The 18832-nt window shown below is 50.0% G+C and carries 15 protein-coding genes and 2 riboswitches; of the genes, 11 read left to right on the forward strand and 4 right to left on the reverse strand.

Annotation, left to right across the window (positions count from 1 at the left end):
* The first annotated feature begins 206 nt into the window (after positions 1-206).
* Positions 207-310: riboswitch (SAM riboswitch) on the forward strand.
* Between the two features lie 86 nt (positions 311-396).
* The 9 genes from ABIC15_RS13735 to ABIC15_RS13775 all read left to right on the forward strand — a co-directional run bounded on the left by ABIC15_RS13735 (position 397) and on the right by ABIC15_RS13775 (position 10688).
* Positions 397-1428, forward strand: a complete 1032-nt coding sequence (locus tag ABIC15_RS13735; RefSeq protein ID WP_354020949.1) for a methionine ABC transporter ATP-binding protein — start codon at positions 397-399, stop codon at positions 1426-1428.
* On the forward strand, positions 1418-2068 hold the full coding sequence (locus ABIC15_RS13740) for a methionine ABC transporter permease (RefSeq protein WP_188004804.1): 651 nt from the start codon (positions 1418-1420) through the stop codon (positions 2066-2068). The genes ABIC15_RS13735 and ABIC15_RS13740 overlap by 11 nt, the downstream gene beginning before the upstream one ends.
* Before the next feature lie 33 nt (positions 2069-2101).
* The gene (locus ABIC15_RS13745) at positions 2102-2923 is read left to right on the forward strand and encodes a MetQ/NlpA family ABC transporter substrate-binding protein (protein WP_354020950.1); all 822 of its coding nucleotides are present in this window, start codon (positions 2102-2104) and stop codon (positions 2921-2923) included.
* A 26-nt stretch (positions 2924-2949) separates the two neighbouring features.
* Positions 2950-4161 carry a M20 family metallopeptidase gene (locus ABIC15_RS13750; protein ID WP_354020951.1) on the forward strand — a complete coding sequence of 404 codons (1212 nt, stop codon included), beginning with the start codon at positions 2950-2952 and terminating at the stop codon, positions 4159-4161.
* Positions 4162-4319: 158 nt separating this feature from the next.
* Positions 4320-4467: riboswitch (FMN riboswitch) on the forward strand.
* A 156-nt stretch (positions 4468-4623) separates the two neighbouring features.
* Positions 4624-5670 carry a bifunctional diaminohydroxyphosphoribosylaminopyrimidine deaminase/5-amino-6-(5-phosphoribosylamino)uracil reductase RibD gene (gene ribD / locus ABIC15_RS13755; RefSeq protein WP_354020952.1) on the forward strand — a complete coding sequence of 349 codons (1047 nt, stop codon included), beginning with the start codon at positions 4624-4626 and terminating at the stop codon, positions 5668-5670.
* Positions 5655-6284, forward strand: coding sequence for a riboflavin synthase (gene ribE, locus ABIC15_RS13760; protein WP_188004801.1), 630 nt, complete (start codon positions 5655-5657; stop codon positions 6282-6284). Before ribD ends, ribE begins: the two co-directional genes overlap by 16 nt.
* Positions 6281-7465 carry a 3,4-dihydroxy-2-butanone-4-phosphate synthase gene (gene ribB, locus ABIC15_RS13765; RefSeq protein WP_354020953.1) on the forward strand — a complete coding sequence of 395 codons (1185 nt, stop codon included), beginning with the start codon at positions 6281-6283 and terminating at the stop codon, positions 7463-7465. The genes ribE and ribB overlap by 4 nt, the downstream gene beginning before the upstream one ends.
* A gap of 1 nt (position 7466) precedes the next feature.
* Positions 7467-7925 carry a 6,7-dimethyl-8-ribityllumazine synthase gene (gene ribH, locus ABIC15_RS13770; RefSeq protein ID WP_131502418.1) on the forward strand — a complete coding sequence of 153 codons (459 nt, stop codon included), beginning with the start codon at positions 7467-7469 and terminating at the stop codon, positions 7923-7925.
* A gap of 126 nt (positions 7926-8051) precedes the next feature.
* Positions 8052-10688 carry an EAL domain-containing protein gene (locus tag ABIC15_RS13775; RefSeq protein WP_354020954.1) on the forward strand — a complete coding sequence of 879 codons (2637 nt, stop codon included), beginning with the start codon at positions 8052-8054 and terminating at the stop codon, positions 10686-10688.
* A gap of 58 nt (positions 10689-10746) precedes the next feature.
* Here ABIC15_RS13775 and ABIC15_RS13780 read toward each other — a convergent pair whose 3' ends face one another.
* Together ABIC15_RS13780 and ABIC15_RS13785 are read right to left on the reverse strand one after the other, a co-directional pair.
* Positions 10747-11397 carry a DUF4352 domain-containing protein gene (locus tag ABIC15_RS13780; RefSeq protein ID WP_131502416.1) on the reverse strand — a complete coding sequence of 217 codons (651 nt, stop codon included), beginning with the start codon at positions 11395-11397 and terminating at the stop codon, positions 10747-10749.
* Between the two features lie 11 nt (positions 11398-11408).
* Positions 11409-12767: an alkaline phosphatase gene (locus ABIC15_RS13785; protein ID WP_131502415.1), complete on the reverse strand. Its 1359-nt coding sequence runs from the start codon at positions 12765-12767 to the stop codon at positions 11409-11411.
* Positions 12768-13026: 259 nt separating this feature from the next.
* Here ABIC15_RS13785 and ABIC15_RS13790 point away from each other — a divergent pair, with 259 nt between their 5' ends.
* Positions 13027-13836 carry a DUF6612 family protein gene (locus ABIC15_RS13790; protein ID WP_188004798.1) on the forward strand — a complete coding sequence of 270 codons (810 nt, stop codon included), beginning with the start codon at positions 13027-13029 and terminating at the stop codon, positions 13834-13836.
* A 368-nt stretch (positions 13837-14204) separates the two neighbouring features.
* Positions 14205-15563 (forward strand): alanine/glycine:cation symporter family protein, encoded by a 1359-nt coding sequence (locus tag ABIC15_RS13795; protein ID WP_354020955.1) that lies wholly within the window; start codon positions 14205-14207, stop codon positions 15561-15563.
* A gap of 59 nt (positions 15564-15622) precedes the next feature.
* Here the strand turns inward: ABIC15_RS13795 and treC are convergent, their stop codons facing one another.
* A complete protein-coding gene (treC, locus tag ABIC15_RS13800; RefSeq protein ID WP_354020956.1) occupies positions 15623-17266 on the reverse strand; it encodes an alpha,alpha-phosphotrehalase in 1644 nt (547 codons plus the stop codon).
* 23 nt (positions 17267-17289) lie between these two features.
* Positions 17290-18729, reverse strand: coding sequence for a PTS system trehalose-specific EIIBC component (treP, locus tag ABIC15_RS13805; protein ID WP_012371570.1), 1440 nt, complete (start codon positions 18727-18729; stop codon positions 17290-17292).
* Positions 18730-18832 lie beyond the last annotated feature (103 nt).

Raw genomic sequence — 18832 nt, forward strand, 5'->3', positions numbered from 1 at the left:
GTGGTTATGGCTACCGAAACCTCGAACGATTCTTTTTGAGATTGCGCCTCGAGCTTGGTGGTTAAAATAGCAACCACGTGTTATGGTGATGAGCCTTTATTTTTGAAAATATGGTTGACCTTTAAAAGATCTTTCTGTAGTGTAAAAATTAGTTTTACGACATAAGTTCAACCGGCAACAACACACATACGAATTTCATACCGCAACACTTATCCAGAGAGGTGGAGGGACTGGCCCTACGAAACCTCGGCAACAGACTCATTATGAGCACTGTGCCAATTCCATCAGACAATTGTCTGAGAGATGAGTCGAGTGGATTCTGCCATTGTGCGGATCCAGGTCTCTTCTTGTTTCTTAAGAAGAGACCTTTTTTGTATTTTAAAGGGGGAACAAGTGGTGATTACATTCAAAAATGTAAAAAAAATCTATGAAACAAAGGAACAATCGATTGCTGCGCTGAACGGGGTCGATCTCGAAATCCGAAAGGGAGAAATCTTCGGTGTCATCGGTTTCAGTGGAGCCGGAAAAAGTTCCTTATTACGATGCGTCAACCTGCTTGAACGGCCGACATCGGGCAGTGTGACGGTCGATGGACAAGATTTGACGACGCTCTCGGCGAAACAGTTACGGGAAGCCAAACAACACATCGGGATGATTTTTCAGCACTTCAATCTGCTGGATTCGAATACGGTTTTTTCGAACGTCGCAAAACCCCTTGTCTTAAAGGGCGTCAAAAAAGACGAGGTCCATCGGCGGGTCAATGAACTGCTGGATTTCGTCGACTTGGCGGATAAGGCCGATCATTATCCGGACCAGTTATCGGGCGGACAGAAACAACGGGTCGGGATTGCCCGGGCACTTGCCACCCAGCCGTCCGTCCTGTTGTGTGACGAAGCAACCTCGGCGCTTGATCCGCAGACGACACAACACATATTACGCCTGCTGAAACAAATCAATCAGGAATACGGCATCACGATCTTACTGATTACCCATGAGATGGGTGTCATCCGTGAAATTTGTGACCGGGTCGCCGTCATCGAAGCCGGCAAGTTGATTGAATCAGGTACCGTATTCGACGTCTTTTCGAACCCCCAGACGGCGACGGCAAAAAACTTCGTCCGTTCCGTCATGCAGGATGAGATTCCGGCGTCAGTTCAAAAAGTCATCGATCAACGGGATACCGGGCACCATATCTACAAAATCAACTTCCTCGGGGCAGGGACCGGACAACCGCTTTTATCGCAAGTCGCGAAACGGTTTGATGTCGACCTCAACATCCTGCACGGCAGCATTACGGAACTGCAAAACATTCCGTTTGGCAGTCTGCTTGTTGAACTGATCGGTGATGCGGCGGAAATCAAACGGGCACTGCATTACATCGATCAATCGGATGTCGTCGTCGAGGAGGTGCTCGCAGATGCTGGTTAACTATACAGATATTTGGACCGCTTTTTTGCAAACGATGACGATGGTCGGACTGTCGTTACTCTTTTCGACATTGATTGGTTTACCGCTCGGCATCCTGCTTGTCGTGACACGAAAAGGAGCATTGCTCGAACAAATCCCCTTCTTCAATGTCTTAAGCAGTATTGTCAACATCTTCCGGTCCGTTCCGTTCATTATTTTGCTCGTCGCGATCATTCCGTTGACCCGCTTGATTGTCGGATCGTCGATCGGGACGCAGGCAGCGATCGTTCCGCTCGTCTTTTATGCGGCACCGTACATCGCCCGCCTGATTGAAAGTTCATTGCTTGAAGTCGACACCGGTGTCTTGGAGGCAGCGGAAGCGATGGGGGCGACACCGTTGCAGACGATTTTCCGTTTCCTCTTGCCGGAAGCCCTCAGCTCGCTTGTCCTGAACCTGACGATTGCGACAATCGGCTTGATCGGGGCATCAGCAATGGCCGGGGCAATCGGCGGCGGGGGACTGGGTGACTTGGCGATCACGTACGGCTACCAACGGTTTGATACGACGGTCATGATCATCACGGTCGGGATTCTCGTCATTTTGGTTCAAGGGTTACAGACAACAGGCAACCTGTTGGCACGAAAAATTCGGAGACACTAAAAAAACATAGAACAGATAAGGGAGAGATGGATGATGAAAAAAGGATTAGCGATTGGTGCAGCATTGACGACGGTATTGTTTGCGGGATGTGCCGCTTCCGGAGAAGAAGATCAAAAGACGGTGAAACTTGGCGTCAGCGGTTCTGACACCCAAGTTTGGGAATACGTCGCGAAAAAAGCGAAGAAAGAAGGCATCACGATTGAGCTCGTTAAGTTCTCCGACTATGTTCAACCGAATCTCGCACTCGCGGAAGGAGAGATTGATGCGAACTCCTTCCAGACCGTCTCTTACTTTAACGCCTTCAAAAAAGAACATAAGTTAAAACTGTCGCCGATTGCGACTACGGTCATCGCGCCGATGGGAATTTATTCGGATAAGATCAAGGACGTCAAAGACATTCCGGTCGGTGGAAAGATTGCCGTTCCGAACGAAACGACGAACATGGGGCGGGCATTGCTGCTGTTGCAGGAAGCAGGCCTGATCAAGCTGCCGGACGACTTTGACGGCAACGGCTCCGTCGATAAAATCGTCGAGAATCCGAAAAAACTGAAGATTGTCCCGGTCGTCGCCGGTCAGACACCACGCGTCCTGCCGGATGTCTCGGCCTCGATCATCAATAACGGAATTGCCGTCGATGCCGGCTTTAATCCGATCAAGGACTCGATTCTCCATGAAAACGAGACGGCAAAACCGTACATCAACATTATCGCGACCCGGACGGAAGACAAAGACAAAAAGACGCTCAAGAAAATCGCCTCGCTGTACCAGCAGGACGATGTCGCTGCCTTCATCAAAAAAGAGTACAAAGGCAGCACGATTCCAACGTTCGTCCCACTTAGCGAGATTGGCGAATAACAAAAACCAAAAGGAGCGTGACCCAAATGACAATTCAGACGAGACGGCAAAACCTGACACAAACGATTGAACAGGATATTGAGCAAAAACGGGAGTCGTATCTTGAGACGAGCCATCGGATTCATGCGACACCGGAAATCGGCAATGAAGAATATTTTGCGTCGCGTCATCATGCGGAACGCCTGACAGCCGAAGGGTTTACAGTCGAACTTGGTGTGGCCGGACACGAGACAGCGTTTCTCGCCCGGAAGGTCTCGGATAAACCGGGAGCAACGATCGCTTTTCTAGCTGAATATGATGCCTTGCCGGGAATCGGTCACGCATGCGGACACAACATCATCGGCACGACAAGTGTCGCAGCAGCGATTGCCGTCAGTCAAGTTCTGGATGAAGTCGGCGGCAGTGTCGTCGTCCTCGGGACACCGGCGGAAGAAGGCGGACCAAACGGCAGTGCGAAAGGGAGTTTCGTCAAACACAATCTGCTGACGGGCATCGATGCGGCCTTAATGGTCCATCCGTCCGGACAGACCCGGATTACCGGTTCTTCGCTCGCCGTTGATCCGCTCGATTTTGCCTTTACCGGTAAACCGGCCCATGCGGCAGCTTCGCCGGAAGAAGGGATCAATGCCCTGGATGCCGTCATTCAGTTGTTTAACGGAATCAATGCGTTACGGCAACAGTTGCCGAGTGACATCCGGATTCACGGAATCATTACCGATGGTGGAGATGCGCCGAACATCATTCCGGAGTATGCCAAAGCCCGTTTCTTCATCCGGGCGACGACACGCGAACGGCTGAATGCGGTGACGGCAAAAGTCAAAGCCGTTGCCGAAGGGGCAGCCCTTGCGACCGGAGCGACGCTTGAGATCATCGCCTTCCAAAACGAAGTCGATAACCTGTTGTTCAACCGGACGTTTGACGAGATTTTCCGGGAAGAAGCGACGGCGCTTGGGGAAGACGTCAAGACCGATGAACGGCAGGGTCTCGGTTCGACCGACGCCGGCAACATCAGCCAGGTCCTGCCGACGATCCATCCGTACATCAAGATTGGAGCAGACGACTTAGTTGCCCATACGGAAAGTTTCCGGGAGGCGGCGAAATCGGAACAAGGCGACGAAGCCTTGATCACGGGAGCGAAAATCCTGGCCCGGACGGCGTTCCGTCTGCTGACGGATGACTCGTTACTCGGGACGGTCAAACAGGAGTTCCACGACCGGAAAAACGGTTACTTGACGTAACAGCGAAAGACAGAAGTATGTGTTGGTCCGACCGGATGTCATCAAGACGACCGGGCGGGCCAAACCATACTTTTTTTGTTGAACCGGAAAAAAGAAAACAAATTCTCTTTTGTATTTTAAAATAACCTGTGCTAGTCTTGACCTGTACAACTGAATAACCAGTTCTTCGGGGTAGGGTGAAAATCCCAACCGGCGGTAATGCGATGATTTTCGAATCGACGAGCCCGCGACCCACAATGTACGCATTGTGGCTGACTTGGTGTGATTCCAGGGCCGACGGTAAAGTCCGGATGGGAGAAGAACGAAAAAATGTGCTTGAAACCATTTTCTGAAAAAATCTGTTCGGGAAAAGGTCTATTTCTGTATGCTTTTGAACAGAAAACAAGACGTTTCTTTCGTGATCCTTCAATCATGACGCCCTGCAAATGCAGCGGCGTCTTTTCTTTTGAAAGGAGCGGAAATATGAATAATCGAATGCACCAGGCGATGCAGTTGGCACGGATGCTGGACGGACAAACGAGTCCAAATCCGAGTGTCGGTTGTGTCATTACGAAACATGGAAAAGTGATCGGCTTCGGTGCCCACCGGTTTGCGGGTGGTCCGCATGCGGAAGTCGAAGCATTAAACATGGCAGGAGAAGCGGCGCGTGGTGCGGATCTCTATGTCACACTCGAACCGTGTAACCATCATGGAAAGACACCGCCCTGTACGGAGGCGATTTTAGCCGCCGGCATCAAGCGGGTGTTCGTCGCAACGGAAGATCGGCATGCAATCGTCGCCGGACAAGGTATTACGCGTCTGCGTGAAGCCGGACTGACGGTCGAAACCGGATTACTCGAAGACGAAGCGGTTCGATTTTATACACCGTTTTGGCAAAGTCTCGAGCGGAAACGACCGGTCGTCACCGTCAAAGTCGCCCAAAGTTTAAACGGTGTCGTCACGACAGGTGAGCAACGCCTGATTACATCAGATGCAGCCCGGGTGGCAGGACGTGAGCTGCGGGCAACACATGACGCCATCTTAGTCGGGAGTGAGACGATTTTAATCGATGATCCCGCATTGACGTTACGCACGGAAGCCGGACCTGAACCGATTCGGGTCGTCGTCGACCGTCGTGGACGTTTGACGGAAAGCGCCCAAGTCTTTCGGGACGGTTTGAATCCGACATACTGGCTGACGGAACAACCGCGTGTCTCAATTCAATCGAACGTCACGGTTCTCGTCGGCACGTATACGACACCGAATCAGATTTTAGACATATTGTACGACCAGGGGATCCGCAGTTTGTTGATTGAAGGCGGACCAACGATTCAGTCGTCATTTTTAGAAGCAGACCTTGTCGATCGTCTTGAAATCTATCAAGCCCCGTCCGTCTTACAAGGGACGACCGGATTGACAAGCACAATCGAGATTGAAGACCGGTTCGATTTAACCGACGTCGCGCAAATCGGACAGGATGTCCATCTGCGTTATACGCGGAAAGGAGACGGCTTATGTTCACGGGATTGATTGAAGAAGTCGGGACGATTAAACGAAAAGTTCCGCGCCCGAACGGTTTAGCGCTCGAAATCGAGGCGCGGCATGTTCTTGAAGAAACGAAGATCGGCGACAGCATCGCCGTCGACGGGATTTGTTTAACGGTCACGGCGATGACGGCGACCGGGTTCACGGCGGACGCCGTTCACGAAACGATTCGGGCAACGTCCCTTCAGACGTTGCGGGTCGGCACACCGGTTCAGCTCGAACGGGCGATGCCGGCGAACGGACGGTTTGGCGGTCATTTCGTCAGCGGACACATTGACGGAACAGCCCGGTTCTTAAGCCGTCGACCGGACGGTGAAGCGATGGAATACCGGTTCGAGACCGGGGAGTGGAGTAAATACTGTATTCCGAAAGGCTCGATTGCGATCAACGGAACGAGCTTGACGGTCCAACACGTGGAACCGAACAGTTTAATCATCTCATTGATTCCGCACTCCCGACAGTTGACGACGTTCGACCGGTTGCAAAGCGGGGCACTCGTCAATATCGAGTGTGATTTGATGGCAAAACATTTGTATCACTTTACACAGCAGGAACAAAAAACGGATTGGTCGGCATTTTTAGGAGGCGGAGCAGGATGAACGGATTTGATCTCGTAGAAGAAGCGATTGAAGAATTAAAACACGGACGTCCGATCATCGTCTGTGATGATGAAAACCGGGAAAATGAGGGAGACCTGATTCTCCTCGCGGAACATGCGACACCCGAACAAATCAACTTCATGATCACGTACGGGAAAGGACTCGTCTGTGTTCCGGTCAGCCCGCAACTTGCAGAACGCCTTGAGCTGAATCCGATGACAGATCACAATACCGATCCGCACGGGACGGCGTTTACGATCAGCATCGATCATGAAGAAGCGAAGACCGGCATCAGTGCCGCGGAACGTGCGTTGACGATTCAACGGATGCTGACGGATGAGGCGAAACAATTTAAGCGTCCCGGTCATATTTTCCCCTTGATTGCGAAAGAGGGCGGTGTCCGGGAACGGCGTGGACATACGGAGGCCGGTGTGGATTTGGCACGGCTTGCCGGAAGTGCTGAAGCAGCTGTCATTTGTGAAATCATCTTAGAGGACGGGACGATGGCGCGCGTGGATGATTTGCTGACCTATAAAGAAGTCCATGGGCTGAAGATGATTACAATCGATGCCCTCGTCACGTATCTCGAACGCCCCGTCCGGCGCGAAGCGGACGTCCTGCTTCCGGCCGCGCACGGCGCGTTTCGGATACTCGGCTATACGACGCCTGATCAAAAAGAACACGTGACCGTCCTGTCGGGAGAGCCGGAAGACGGAATGCTCGTCCGGCTGCATTCGGAATGTCTGACGGGAGACGTCTTCGGATCAAAACGCTGTGATTGCGGTCCGCAACTTGACGCAGCACTGGCACGCATCGGACATGAAGGCGGAGCGGTACTCTACCTGCGCCAGGAAGGGCGCGGTATCGGCTTGATGGCGAAACTGAAAGCCTATGAGTTGCAGGAGCAGGGACTCGATACGGTCGAAGCGAATCACGCGCTCGGGTATGCGACTGATTTACGGGATTACAAAGTCGCAGCCGCGATGTTACACGATTTAGGTGTCACGAAAATTCGGCTGATGACGAATAATCCGGAAAAACAACAGGCACTCGAACAAAACGGTATTACGGTGCTCGAGCGGATTCCGCTTGAGATTGACCCGGTACCGGAAAACAAGCAGTATCTGCAAACCAAACAAACGAAACTCGGGCATCTGCTCGATATCCAAGGAGGACAATAACATGGTATTCGAAGGATTTTTAACAGGTGAAGGACTACGCGTCGCAATCGTCGCAGCACGATTCAATGAATTGATCACATCGAAACTGGTCGGTGGAGCAAACGATGCATTCCGTCGTCACGGAGTCGCTGCGGATGCTGTCGATACAGCATGGGTTCCGGGAGCGTTCGAGATTCCGCTCGTCGCGGAAAAGCTTGCGAAAAGCGGAAAGTATGACGCTGTCATCACACTCGGTGCCGTCATTCGCGGTGCGACATCACACTACGATTATGTCTGCAACGAAGTCGCGAAAGGTGTCGCCGGCGCGTCACGTGAAACAGGGGTGCCGATTATCTTCGGTGTCCTGACGACTGACTCAATTGAACAGGCCGTCGAACGGGCGGGAACGAAAGCGGGGAACAAAGGATACGAAGCAGCGGTCTCAGCAATCGAGATGGCGAACCTGTTACGGACTATTTAATGAAATAACTGAGTCTTGAGACCTGTTTCCGAATGGAACAGGTCTCTTTTTTTATTCTGGCAGGACTTTACGAACTCCATCCCTAATGATAAGGGAAAGACTCTTTACAGAAGGGTGGAAAGGAAGATGGTGCGTTCAAAAAAAGCTTATTATCTGCCTGTTGTCGTCTGCTTTATTACAATTTACTATCTTTGGCTGATTATTTTTGCAAACCAGCCAGAGTTGTCAGCTTGGGGCAGTAACTTGTTTTCCATACTCGGTTGCGCGTTTGCGACATGTTTGTTGGTTCAGGCGCAACGAGAACCGGACCAACAAGAAGGACATTTTTTTCTCTACCTTGCATACGGAACAGGAAGTTATCTGATTGCCGAATTGATGTGGGGGACGTATGAGAATATTCTTCAAGTCGAAGTTCCCTTTCCCGGTATCTCGGATCTTTTTTACGTGTTGCAATCTGTCTTCTTTTTAGTGGCCTTTCTACACGCAATCCAACGCCATGTCACAAAAGCTCGTTTAGTCAGCTTTATATTTGATATCGCCATCGTTATGACGGTCGCTGTTACCTACAGTTGGTTTTTCTTAATCCGTCCGCTGTTTGACGAACCGTTCACCTCGAAAGCGGAATTCGTCCTGGCCTTTGCTTACCCGATGTGCGATATCGTTCTGTTATTTTGTATGATCAGTATCTATTATTTATTTGAGAAACACGAGTGGCAAAAACGACGACGTATGTTTCAGTGTTTGTTCATCGGATTGTTGTTACAGGTCGGCGCAGATACATCGTTTGTCTATGTGACGACCGTCAGCGGTGAGGATGTCATCCGGTTGATTGATCCATTGTTTGTCATTGGTTTACTGACGATTAGTATATCTGGTCATTTGGATAATCCCGTACAAAAAAGGCAACAGAAAGAAACAACGCGACGAAGACGTGCACCGATCGGGAAAATGTTTTTACCATATCTGTTAGTCATATTTTTATTTTCAACGATGACCTTTTATGCACGCCAAAATGAAGCAATGAATGGCTTAATGATAGGTTGCGCTATCACGATTCTCCTGATTTTAGTCCGCCAGATTCTAATGATTTTGAGTCACCAAGAATTAATTGAAGAAATTCATCATAAAGCGGACGAGTTAGAAGTGAGTGAGGAACGGTATAAGTCTTTGTTTACTTACCATCCGGATGCCATCTATTCACTTGACTTGAAGGGACGTATTGAAAGCGCGAATCCTTCGTTCGAAAAATTGACGGAGCAGGATGCGGAGGAATTGATTGGCAAAACGTATCGGCAGTTCACGACATGGCAACAGACATCGACAGACAAGGCGACAGCACAGCAATTTGAAACTGTTTTCCAAAAATCTGGCGGTCCAGATGTTTTGCTGAATGTAACCAACATTCCGATTCGCGTCCGGGATCGATTCGTCGGGATGTACGGGATTGGGCAGGATATCACGACCATCCGGGAAAATGAATTAAAAATCCGCCGGCTTGCTTATTACGATCATTTGACCGGGGTCATCAATCGGACCTACTTTGAAGAAGTGTTGCACCATTTAGTCGAAGAAGAGCGGAAGGAAGAAACCATCATTCTCTGTTTTATTGATCTCGACGACTTTAAACTCGTCAATGATTCGTTCGGTCACCATGTCGGCGATCAGTTGTTGATTCAAGTGGCAGAGCGCCTGCAAGAAGCCGTCAATCCGGACGATATCGTCGCCCGTCAAGGCGGAGATGAGTTTACAGTCATCTTGCGGGATGTTACGTCGGATGAGCAGGGCAGAAGCCGAACGGCCCGTCTGCTCGATGACTTAAAACGAACGTATGCGATTGAAGGAATCGAATTGATTTCCAATCCGAGTATCGGAGCCGTCATATGTCAGCGTACAGCGGGAAAACACGTCGTGACGTTGCTGAAGCAGGCCGATCTTGCGATGTATCAGGCGAAATCGGGTGGCGGTAAATCCATCATCTTCTTTGAAGATATTGCCGAAAAAGCGTCCTACCGCTTGCGACTCGAATCGGAGCTGCCGATTGCCATCGAAACCAATCAATTGATTTTACATTATCAGCCGCAAGTCGATACGGTCACGTATAAGATGGTCGGTGTCGAAGGACTGATCCGTTGGAATCATCCGGAACTCGGAATGATTGCACCAAACGATTTCATTCCGATGGTGGAAGAAGTCGGCATGATTATCCGGCTTGGTGAATGGGTGTTACGCGAAGGGTTTTTACAGGCAAAACGGTGGGAAGATGAAGGAGTCACATTGAAGGTTGGACTGAATGTCTCGATGCAACAGTTTCATCATCCGACGTTCGTCCTGACTTTGATTCGTTTAGTAGAGGAAACAAGTGTTGATCCGACGCGTATCGATCTTGAAATCACGGAAGTCTCAGCTGTCGAAGATATCGAAGAAACCGTCGTGACGATGAATCGCTTAAAAGAACTCGGCTTTACGATTTCGATTGATGACTTCGGAACCGGCTACTCTTCCTTATCCCGTTTAGCGGACTTCCCGATTGATACATTGAAGATTCCCCGCGAGTTCGTCGAAAAAATCCAACCGACGACGACCGGCTACTCGATGATTTCATCCATCATCCATTTAGCGAAGTCACTCGATCTTGAGGTCATCGCGGAAGGTGTCGAGACGCTCGAGCAGGTCAACGTTCTAAATTGGTTGGAATGCTCGCGGATGCAAGGTTATTACTTTGGTCGCCCGATGCCCGCAGAACAAATTCCGGCTCTTTACTAAAAAAGAAGACGATCCTTTCCAGCAAAACAGGAAGGAATCGTCTTTTGGTCTTTTAGCATTATAAGCGCAAAGAAAGGGACGAACCTTTTCCAAGCACATCACGTTTCGCACTGAGGACATCACTCGTCAACAACTCGACTGATGTGAGCGGTTGTTCGATAATGAAACCGAAGTTTCCGCTTCGTGTCTCGCCGGGGGCATATGTCGCAGCGAGCGACTCGAGGTAGACATCGTCTTGCAGTGTCTTCTCGGTTTTTGCATCGAGCCTGAAGTGAGCGACGGGGTTAAACGTGACCGGCTCATCGCCTCTGTTCGTGATCGTCACACGTGTCTTGACGAGGTCAAACGATTCCTCATGCGTAAACCCGTGGAAGAAATCAATCATCCCGTAACTCGGCCGGGCATGGAACACTTTCACTTCTTCGACTTTCATCGTGATCGGTCCGATCGTTCGTGTCACGTCGGGACGGACAAACTGTTTTAACGTCAATTCGCCTTTGTCGTCGGTAACCGATGCGTCGACTTTTGTCAGTTTCCGGTCATCTGGTAATTGCGGGTTCGGGACATATGCGGCAGACTTTTCGATCGATACCGGTGTCTCCTGTTTCGGGGCCGACTTTTCTGATGACTTCTCTTGGACGGTGTCTGGCGTAGTGCCGCAACCCGAAAGAATCGTCCCGAGCATCAAGGCAGCAAGTATCTGTTTCATGGAAAGTCTCCTTATTTCTTCGACTTCAGTAAATCGAAGATGATTTTGGCATGATCCGTATTATCGACTTGTCCGGCAAACCGTTCCTTCGCTGGACCAAACGCATAGACGGGAACGTCTTCACCCGTATGTCCGCCTGTCGTCCAGCCGGTGTGCGACCGTTCATTGAAGATGGCTTCGATCGCATTGTCGACATCAAGCAGTTTCTTCGATTCCGCAGCACGTGTAACGGACTCGATTTCATCTTCCGTCAGGGTGAGTTTCTTCTGGTCGATATATGTCGTCAACGTTTTTTTGACATCGGCACCTTCGATGATTTTTGCTGCCATGAAGTCTGGTGTCTTTTTCGCCGCCTTGATCGGCTCGGCGAACCAGTTATAGATACCATCCGCTCCAATCGAGTAACCGCCGGTCGAATGGTCGGCTGTCGCCACGACAAGCGTGTGCTTGTCTTTTTTGGCAAAGGCGATTGCCGCTTTGAAGGCACGTTCGAAGTCTTCCATCTCGCTCATGGCACCGACGATGTCATTGTCATGACCGGCCCAGTCGATTTGACTTCCTTCAACCATCAGGAAGAAGCCTTTTTTGTTTGAATCAAGTCGTTTGATGGCGGAATTCGTCATCTGTTCGAGTGACGGAACGGATGATTCCCGGTCGATGCGTTTCGGCAGACCACCGTCCGCAAACAGACCGAGGACCTGTTTGTTTTTATCCGCCTGCATTTGATCCAGATTCGTGACGTAGCTGTAACCGTCTTTCTTAAACGCTTTCGTCAAATCGGTATCCGGACGGACGAAGTTTGATTTCCCGCCTCCGAGCAGGACGTCGATCTTATGTTTGCCGTTGACCCGCTCCTTGAAGTAATCGTCCGCAATCGCATTCATGTTTTTCCGGTTCTCATCGTGCGCGCCGAATGAAGCCGGTGTCGCGTGTGTAATTTCGGATGTCGCAACAAGTCCCGTCGATTTTCCGCGTTCTTTCGCTGCTTCAAGGACCGTCTTGACCTCTGATTTATCATTGTCGACGGCAATCGCGGCATTATATGTTTTGACACCGGACGACATCGCCGTCGCGGCGGATGCGGAATCCGTGATGTTTTGCTCCGGGTCTTCCGGATAGGTCATCTGTTGTCCGACGAGATATTGATCAAATGCCGTTTTTTCCGCGACCGGCGTCGAAGGATCATTTTTTAAGTACCGGTGGGCTGACGTATACGAGACACCCATCCCGTCCCCAATCAGGAAGATGACATTCCGGATTTCCGGTGATTTTGCATGTTTCGTCTTAGCCTCAGCGTCGTTCATCGAGACCATCGTACTTAAGGAAAGGGTCGACAAGGCAAGAATGGGAATGATTCGTTTTAACTTCATGGATTGTTCCTCCTTCAGGAAAATAAATAAATAGTTTAGTATCGGATCAGATCTACAGGACTAACTTTAGCGGTAGAGTGTAAAACGAACATTTGAGGGATGTAAAGTTTTGTTAAGAATCAAACAGAAAACTTTACGTCGGACAGGAAGGTCGATGAGTAAAAAACAGTCAGAACGGTAATAAGATAAGAAATGGTTTTGAAACATTTTTCAGTGACAGCTCGTAAAGAAAGATAATCAATTTCAAGGAGGAATGACGATGAAGAAGACAAGGTGGATGACGGTCGGTCTCCTCACGGCAACGATTGGACTGGCAGGGTGTAATAACGAGACCATAGAAGATGGTCAAGGGGAGAACGGTTCCAAACAGCTTTCGAATACGGAGTTGCTGAAAAAAGCGTCAAGCGCACAAGAAAACATCAAGTCGTTTCATATGGACAGTGACATGATGTCGGAAGTTGGCGGTATGCCGATCAGTCAAAAGATTTCGGCAGACATCATCCAAAAGCCGATGACGATGTATCAAAAGATGACAATGAAAAATGCGGAAGACGGGACCGATGTCGAAACGGAACTGTATCTCGTGGATGATAAAATGTATATGTCGCAATCCGGACAATGGTTGGTACAAGATACATCGGAACTAGGGGATATGTTAGAAAACATGGAGTCGTCGGCATCGACAGAACAAAGTCTGAAGTTACTCAAAAAATATAAAGACAATTGGACGATGAAAAAAGAAGGTGATGTCTATCAAATCGATGTCGATTTGAAAGGCGATCAACTGAAAGCCTTCATGAAGGATTCTCTTGAACAATCCGGACAGCTTGCCCAAATGAAAGAGGTCATGGATCAAGTGGATTATAAAAAGATGGAGTACTCGATGACGTATGATGCAAAAACCTACTATCCAAAGACACTTGATATGGAAATGGCGTTTGAGATTGAAGAAGGAACGGAATTTACGATGAAAAACGAATCCGTATTCTCGAAATTCAATGAGATTAAATCGATTGAGTTGCCGGCGGAAGCAAAAGACGCACAGGAGTTGCCGAGCAGCAAGCAATAAGAAGAAACTGATTGACCTGAAAAGGGACTGACTCAAAATTCAGTCTCTCCAAAGATAAGGGTGGCAGATTATAATTCTGCCACCCTTATCCCGTTTAAAGAGGAATCACTCGTTTCACGCTGGCAGAGACAAACAAGACCCGGTTTCCTGCCTGGATCAGGAAGGGAAACTGGCTTGTGTCTCGCCTGAGGAAAGGGCGTGAAAGGACGAGAGATTCCTTTTTGAGTCAGCCCCTTTTAGTGAGCAGTAAAAAGAATACAACAATATAAGCTAGGCAATCGTCTGCACAGAAAATTAACCATTGACAATAATCTGTAAATTCTGAAAAGATAGAAAAGTACATATCGAATTGAAGGAGGGGAAACAGAATGGGGACAGCGTTCAGTGAGTGGATTGGTACGGTATCGGATTTTGTCTGGGGACCGCCGTTGCTTATCTTTTTGGTCGGTACAGGGATTTACTTGACGATACGACTTGGATTCATTCAAATTACCAAGCTTCCGTATGCCTTAAAACTGGCATTCACGAAACATCAGGACGACACGTCGGAAGGGGATATCAGTCATTTTCAGGCATTGATGACAGCTCTTGCGGCAACGGTCGGTACAGGGAATATCGTTGGGGTTGCAACAGCCGTCGTCCTCGGGGGACCGGGCGCGATCGTCTGGATGTGGTTATCCGGATTATTCGGGATGGCGACAAAGTATGCCGAGGCGATTCTCGCCGTCAAGTACCGTGTTGTCGATGAGAAAGGACAGATGGCCGGGGGGCCGATGTACTATCTCGAACGGGGATTAAGACAGAAATGGCTCGGCGTGTTATTTGCCGCGTTTGCTTCGCTTGCCGCCTTCGGGATCGGTAACGGTGTTCAGACGAACTCTGTTGCACTGGCGATGAAATCGACGTTCGACGTGCCGTTGTATGTAACGGGGATTGTCCTGATGGTGGCGACGGGGGTCGTCATTATTGGTGGAGTTAAGTCGATTGGGAAAGTCGTCAGTTATTTTGTCCCGTTCATGATTTTCTTCTATGTCGGAAGCGGTCTCTTGATCATGGTCATGAACTTTGATTTGATTCCGGGTGCACTCGCGACGATCTTCAGCAGTACGTTCTCGAATGAAGCCATCACCGGTGGTGCCATTGGTGCTGCGATTCGTTACGGGGTCGCCCGTGGGGTTTTCTCGAATGAAGCGGGTCTCGGTTCTGCACCGATTGCAGCTGCCGCTGCAAAAACGGATTTCCCGGGACGTCAGGCACTCGTCTCCATGACGCAGGTGTTTCTCGATACGCTTGTTGTCTGTTCAATGACCGGCTTGACGCTTGTCATGGGTGGTCAACTCGATAAAAAGCTGGAAGGGGTCGAATTGACGACAGCCAGCTTTGAAGTGTTCCTTGGACCGGCCGGAAAGTATATCGTGACGATTGGTCTTGTCATGTTCGCTTTCTCGACCGTTCTCGGATGGTCCTATTACGGTGAAAAATCCATCTATTATCTGTTTGGTCAAAAGTCGATTTTACCGTACCGGATTCTGTTTGTTCTCGTCGCGGGACTTGGGGCGATGACGACGAACTTGAATATGGTCTGGGCGATTTCCGACGTCTTCAACGGACTGATGGCCATTCCGAACTTGATCGGTTTGATTGGTCTGTCCGGTGTCGTCATTGCGGAAACCCGACTGTTCCGCGAACAGCTGAAACGGGAAGAGGCCGAACGACGAATTTCATAGAATTTCTGACGGTGCACAAAACCCCGCATTCTCATATGGAGAGTGCGGGGTTTGTTTGATTAAGTCGTTTGATACAGCATGAGGGATTCGTACGGGCGTAATGTGACTTGCCCTGACGCCTCTAAGACATCCGGATAATTCTGAATCAGAACCTGATGATCCAGCCACTCGTCCGGTAACGTGAACGAAGCTGCCGTACCGTAAAAGTTCGACAGGACGAGAAGTTGTTCGTCGTCGGTCGCCCGTTCGTACGCCCAAAGCGAGAGATCGTCCGGTGTCAGAAGCTGGTAACTTCCGTTCGTCAAGACGTCATACTGTTTGCGCAGGTGAATCAGCTGCTTGTAATGATAGAAGACCGAGTCCGGGTCGGCGAGAGCCGCTTCGACATTGATCGAGGTATGGTTTTCAGGAACCGGAATCCACGGTGTCGCTGTCGAGAAACCGGCGTGCGGTGAAGCGTCCCACTGCATCGGTGTCCGGGCATTATCGCGGGATTTCTGACGGATGGCTGCCAAAATGTCTGCTTCCGTCTCCCTAAGCGCCGCTTTTTCGGTATACGCGTTCAGTGTCTCGACATCCCGGTAATCGGTCAGATCCGTGAAGTCCGGATTCGGTGTACCGATTTCCTCGCCCTGATAGATGTACGGTGTTCCTTGCAAACCGTGCAACGTCGTCGCGAGCATCTTCGCACTTTCGACCCGGTAAACCGTGTCGTCCCCAAACCGGCTGACGACACGGGGCTGATCATGATTACACCAGAAAATCGCATTCCAGGCATTTCCCTGCATTCCGACCTGCCAGTCGGAGATAATCCGTTTCAGCTCGAGGAAATCGAACGGGGCTGCCGTCCATTTCTCTCCGTTCGGATAATCAACTTTCAAGTGGTGGAAGTTGAAGGTCATTTTCAGTTCCTGCTCGTTCAGATTCGAGTAACGAAGGCAATGATCGAGTGTCGTTGACGACATCTCACCGACCGTCATCAAGTCATGACCGGCAAAGACACGTTGGTTCATCTCCTGCAGGTAGTCATGGACACATGGACCGTCCGTATAGTATTTCCGGCCGTCACCGGTCGGGTCATCTGCAAAACTGTCATCTTTTGAAATCAGATTGATGACGTCGAGCCGGAAGCCGCGGACGCCTTTATCGCGCCAAAAGCCCATCATCTGATAGACGGCTTCCCGGAGCGCCGGGTTTTCCCAGTTGAGATCGGCTTGCGTCTCGTCGAACAGATGCAGGTAATACTTACCGGCGACGTCGTCGAACGACCAGGCCGGTCCACCGAATTTTGACACCCAATCCGTTGGTTCGTCCCGCCAAATGAAGTAATCGTGGTAGGGGCTGTCGGGATTTCGTCCTTGCTGGAACCACATATGATCGGTCGAACAATGATTGACGACGATATCCATCATGACGGATAACTGGCGTTTGTTTGCTTCCGCAATCAATTGATCGAAGTCTGCCATCGTACCGTAAGACGGGTCAATCGCGTAATAGTCACTGACATCATAGCCGTTGTCGCGTTGCGGGGACGCATAGACCGGCGTCAGCCACAGGTAATCGACGCCGAGCTCCGTCAGATAATCGAGTTTCGCTGTCACACCACTCAGGGTACCGGTCGCTTTGCCTTCCGGACTGTAAAAACTTTTCGGATAGATTTGGTAGACGGCGGATTTACGCCAGTCGGTTGTCGTAAGAGTCATATCAGGTCACACCTTTCTAAAACTTATGCTGCCTCTTTAAGTGCCGCTTTGCGGGCACGTTTCGTCGAGACGTAATGGAACAGGAACGTACAGACGATCGGAACGATGATCGCGATGACCATCCCGATGATGAAGGACAGAATCGATCCGGGAACGATCGAGATGAAGGCCGGAAGACCGCCGACACCGATTGCCGGTGCGAGTACTCCGCTGACAGCGATGAAGGAAGATGCAATCGCGGATCCGACCAGTGCCGCATAAAACGGATACTTGAACCGGAGATTGACCCCGAACATGGCGGGTTCGGTGATTCCGAAGTAAGCCGAGATGGCGGAAGTCGATGCCATGTTTTTATCATTGACGTTTTTCGCGAGGAACAGCATCGCAAGTGTCGCCGATCCTTGAGCGATGTTCGAGATGGCAATCATCGGCCAGATGAACGTCGTCCCGCTTTGACCGATCAGTTGCAGATCGACGGCGATGAACATGTGGTGCATTCCCGTGATGACGAGCGGGGCATAAAGGGCACCAAACAGCAACGCACCAAGGAGTGGAACGGCTTCAAACGTATTGACGACGCCGATTGTAATCCAGTCTCCGATTTGACGCGTGACCGGTCCGATGACGGCAAGGGCCAGGAAGCCGGTTAATGTGATGGTCGTGATCGGGACGACGAGCAGCTGAATCGCATTCGGAACACGGTTTTTGAGCCAACGTTCGATTGTACTTAAGACGTAAGCGGCAGCGAGGACCGGTAAAATCTGTCCTTGATAACCGACTTTTTCGATTTCAAATAAGCCGAGGATATTGAATGTCGGAATATCCCCTTTTAGTGCACTTTGACCGTAATTCCAAGCGTTCAGGAGATCCGGGTGCACGAGCATCAGTCCCATGACAATCCCGAGGATTTCACTGCCGCCAAAGCGTTTCGTGGCGGACCAGCCGACCAGTGCCGGCAGGAAGACGAACGCCGTGTTCGCCATCATGTTGATTAAATCCCATAAACCCTGCAGGTTCGGATACCGTTCGATCATCGTCTTGCCGCCAAACTCAATGCCGAACAGATTGTTAATTCCCATTAACAGTCCGGCGACGATGATGGCCGGGATGATCGGCATGAAGACATCGGAAAAGACTTTGATCAGTTTTTGGAACGGATTCATTTTCGAGGCACCGGACGATTTGACGTCAGCGATTGTCGTCGCCTGTAAACCGGTTAATTGAATGAACTCGGCGTAGACACGGTCAACGTCGCCGGCACCGATGACAATCTGATAGACACCCGCATTCAGGAAAGCGCCTTTGACGAGCGGGACTTCAAGTAACGCTTCTTGTTCGACCAAACTTTGATCTTTTAATGTCAAGCGGAGGCGGGTGACACAGTGGGCTGCCTGCTCGACGTTATCTTTGCCACCGATTCGTTCGATGATTTGTTCTGCAATTTGCCGATAGTTGGGTTTCATCTCACATTCTCCTTTGGGATTGAACTGAAGACTCATTTTGAAATGAAAACGTTTTCTTATATGCGCACATTCATCTTAACTTATCTATATAAGTTAAGTCAAC

It is taken from the genome of Exiguobacterium sp. PvP048 (genome assembly GCF_040549175.1).
GTDB classification, from domain to species: domain Bacteria; phylum Bacillota; class Bacilli; order Exiguobacteriales; family Exiguobacteriaceae; genus Exiguobacterium_A; species Exiguobacterium_A artemiae.

What these genes read in the sequence shown, in the direction of transcription:
- ribB (WP_354020953.1), top strand. Translation starts at nt 6,281, where the DNA reads ATGAACGGATTTGATCTCGTAGAAGAAGCGATTGAAGAATTAAAACAC.
- ABIC15_RS13780 (WP_131502416.1), bottom strand. Translation starts at nt 11,397, where the DNA reads ATGAAACAGATACTTGCTGCCTTGATGCTCGGGACGATTCTTTCGGGT.
- ABIC15_RS13785 (WP_131502415.1), bottom strand. Translation starts at nt 12,767, where the DNA reads ATGAAGTTAAAACGAATCATTCCCATTCTTGCCTTGTCGACCCTTTCC.
- ribH (WP_131502418.1), top strand. Translation starts at nt 7,467, where the DNA reads ATGGTATTCGAAGGATTTTTAACAGGTGAAGGACTACGCGTCGCAATC.
- ABIC15_RS13795 (WP_354020955.1), top strand. Translation starts at nt 14,205, where the DNA reads ATGGGGACAGCGTTCAGTGAGTGGATTGGTACGGTATCGGATTTTGTC.
- ribD (WP_354020952.1), top strand. Translation starts at nt 4,624, where the DNA reads ATGAATAATCGAATGCACCAGGCGATGCAGTTGGCACGGATGCTGGAC.
- ABIC15_RS13740 (WP_188004804.1), top strand. Translation starts at nt 1,418, where the DNA reads ATGCTGGTTAACTATACAGATATTTGGACCGCTTTTTTGCAAACGATG.
- ribE (WP_188004801.1), top strand. Translation starts at nt 5,655, where the DNA reads ATGTTCACGGGATTGATTGAAGAAGTCGGGACGATTAAACGAAAAGTT.
- ABIC15_RS13775 (WP_354020954.1), top strand. Translation starts at nt 8,052, where the DNA reads ATGGTGCGTTCAAAAAAAGCTTATTATCTGCCTGTTGTCGTCTGCTTT.
- ABIC15_RS13745 (WP_354020950.1), top strand. Translation starts at nt 2,102, where the DNA reads ATGAAAAAAGGATTAGCGATTGGTGCAGCATTGACGACGGTATTGTTT.
- ABIC15_RS13750 (WP_354020951.1), top strand. Translation starts at nt 2,950, where the DNA reads ATGACAATTCAGACGAGACGGCAAAACCTGACACAAACGATTGAACAG.
- ABIC15_RS13790 (WP_188004798.1), top strand. Translation starts at nt 13,027, where the DNA reads ATGAAGAAGACAAGGTGGATGACGGTCGGTCTCCTCACGGCAACGATT.
- treP (WP_012371570.1), bottom strand. Translation starts at nt 18,729, where the DNA reads ATGAAACCCAACTATCGGCAAATTGCAGAACAAATCATCGAACGAATC.
- treC (WP_354020956.1), bottom strand. Translation starts at nt 17,266, where the DNA reads ATGACTCTTACGACAACCGACTGGCGTAAATCCGCCGTCTACCAAATC.